Genomic DNA, 2,558 nt, shown 5'->3' with positions numbered 1-2,558 from the left:
CGATATACCAACCGATGAGGACGGCCTCATCCGACACTATTCGTTGTCGTCGGCTGACAGGCTTGAGATTGGACTTCGCAGACGGGAACACAATCAGTTCGGATTTGCCGTTCAGCTCTGCCTGATGCGATATCCAGGCCGGGTGTTATCGACCGACTAAACTCCGCCTCGCGCAATGCTAAAGTACGTTGCTGAGCAGATTGGCGCCGACGCTGGAAAGTTTGCGCTCTATGCACGCCGTGAAGAAACGCGTCGCGATCATATTGCTCGCTTGATGGTTTATCTGGCCGCGCGGAGCGCGACGGGGCAAGACCGTAGAGCTGCGCTGCTGGCTGCAATTCAAGCGGCCACGACGTCCGACGACGGTGGCGCGATAGCGAGTGCCACTGTCGCCATGTTTCGTGAACGCGGATCTCTTTTGCCAGCGATCGACACGATCGAACGGATCGGTCTTGCCGCCCGCGCCATTGCCCGTCGGCGGGCGGAGAGAGCGCTGATCGAAGAAATTTCGGTCGATACACTTCAATCATTGGATAGGCTGTTGGAGGTTGAGCCGGCCATTGGCCAAACGCGCTTTCATTGGCTGCGATCAGCGCCGGATGCGCCAGGTGCTTCAAACTTGGTCGGGCTGACCGAACGGATCGCCTTCCTGCGCAAGCTAGAAATCGATCCGAAATTGCAGATGCGTATATCATCTGGACGGTGGGATCAGATGATCCGTGAGGGCAACGCCACACCGGCATGGCTGGCCAACGACTTCAATGCCAGCCGTCGACACGCGCTGATCGTGGCGCAGATTATCAAGCTCGGCCAGAAGCTCACTGACGATGCAGTGTCGATGTTCATCAAGTTGATAGGCCGGCTGTTCTCGCAAGCCAATAACCGCAAGAAGCAGCGGCACATGGACTGCAGGCCGGATACGGCCAAAGCGCTACGCATGTTCCTGGACACGATCACAGCCCTGCAGTCCGCGAACGATTATGGCCGCAACGCATTGGAGGTTCTCGATCAAGAAGTTGGATGGCACCGGTTGCTTCGGATGTAGCCTGAGCTTGAGTCGATGGTCGAGGACAACGAGGCGTCGCCTTTGACCTTGGCGGCCGAGCAATATGCGACCGTCAACAAGTACGCCGGTGCGTTCCTGCAGGCGTTCACATTCCGCTCAGCGCGCCGCCATGACCCCCTTCTTGCGGCGATTTCGCTGCTGAAACGGCTCTATGCCGAGAAGCGGCGGAGCCTTCCGGATCGCGTCCCGGTCACCCACCTCAGCCAAGCTGATCGACGGCTAATCCTCGGGCAGGAGAAGCCCGATCGCCGTCTCTATGAGATTGCTACGCTCGCCGCTTTGCGAGACCGCCTTAGATCCGCGGACATTTGGGTCGACGGCAGCCGATCTTTCCGACCGATCGACGAGCACCTGATGCCGCTGCCAACGTTCACAATCCTGAAAGATGAAGGTCGCCTCGGACTTGGTGTCCAAGAGGACGGTGCGGCGTGGCTTACCGAAGCGCGGCAGATGCTCGACTTCAACCTGAAGCGCCTGGCGCACAGGGCACGATCCGGGAAGCTCGACGGTGTTCGTCTCGAAGGTGGAACGCTTATCGTCACGCCGGCAGCTGGCGAAGTTCCCGCAGCAGCCGAGGACCTAAATGCCGAGATCAGCGAGCTCTATCCGTTGGTCGAGGTGCCAGATCTCTTGAGGGAGGTGCATGAATGGACCGGCTTTGCGGATTGCTTCACCCATGTTCGCACGGGTGACACTCCGAGGAATGTCTCGGCCATGCTGGCTGGCGTACTGGCCGATGCAACCAACCTTGGTCCGAAACGGATGGCCAGCGCGTCCAAAGGCATCAGCGCTCACCAGATCAGTTGGATGCGCACCTTCCATGCGCGGTCAGAAACCTACCGTGCGGCCCAGGCCTGCGTGACGGACGCACACACCCGCCATCCGCATTCTCGTCTTTGGGGCAATGGCACGACGTCATCATCTGATGGCCAATTCTTCCGAGCAAGCGACCGAGCCGCAAAGCGCGGAGATATCAATCTGCATTACGGCAGTGAGCCCGGATCGAAGTTCTACAGCCATCTGTCAGACCAGTACGGCTACTTCAGCATCTTGCCCATCAGCCCGACCGAAAGCGAGGCTGCCTTTGTGCTCGACGGACTATTCGATCAGGACACGATCCTCGACATCCAGGAACACTTTACCGATACAGGCGGCGCGAGCGATCACGTCTTTGGGCTATTCGCTCTGATCGGAAAGCGGTTCGCACCGCGACTGCGCAATCTCAAAGATCGGAAGTTCCACACGTTCGAGAAAGGCGATGCATACCCGGCGCTGTCGAACCACATCGGAGCGCCAATCAACACCACCCTGATCCTCGATCACTGGGACGATCTGCTTCATCTGGCGGCATCGATAACCACCCGTGCCGTCGTGCCCTCGACGATCTTGAAGAAGCTCTCGGCATCACCGAAGGAAAGCCAACTGGCCAAGGCTCTTCGGGAACTCGGCCGCATCGAGCGGTCGCTTTTCATGATTGAATGGTACTCGAGCT

1 pseudogene is annotated in these 2,558 nt (G+C 58.8%); it reads left to right on the top strand.

Annotated features, from left to right (window positions below):
- Window positions 1-2,558: pseudogene (locus EOA22_RS30530) on the top strand (Tn3 family transposase); the annotation flags it as partial.

The organism is Mesorhizobium sp. M7A.F.Ca.US.014.04.1.1 (assembly GCF_003998745.1).
GTDB lineage: Bacteria > Pseudomonadota > Alphaproteobacteria > Rhizobiales > Rhizobiaceae > Mesorhizobium > Mesorhizobium ciceri.
Note: the sequence above shows the minus strand (reverse complement) of the source record. Positions and strands in the feature narration are given on the sequence as shown.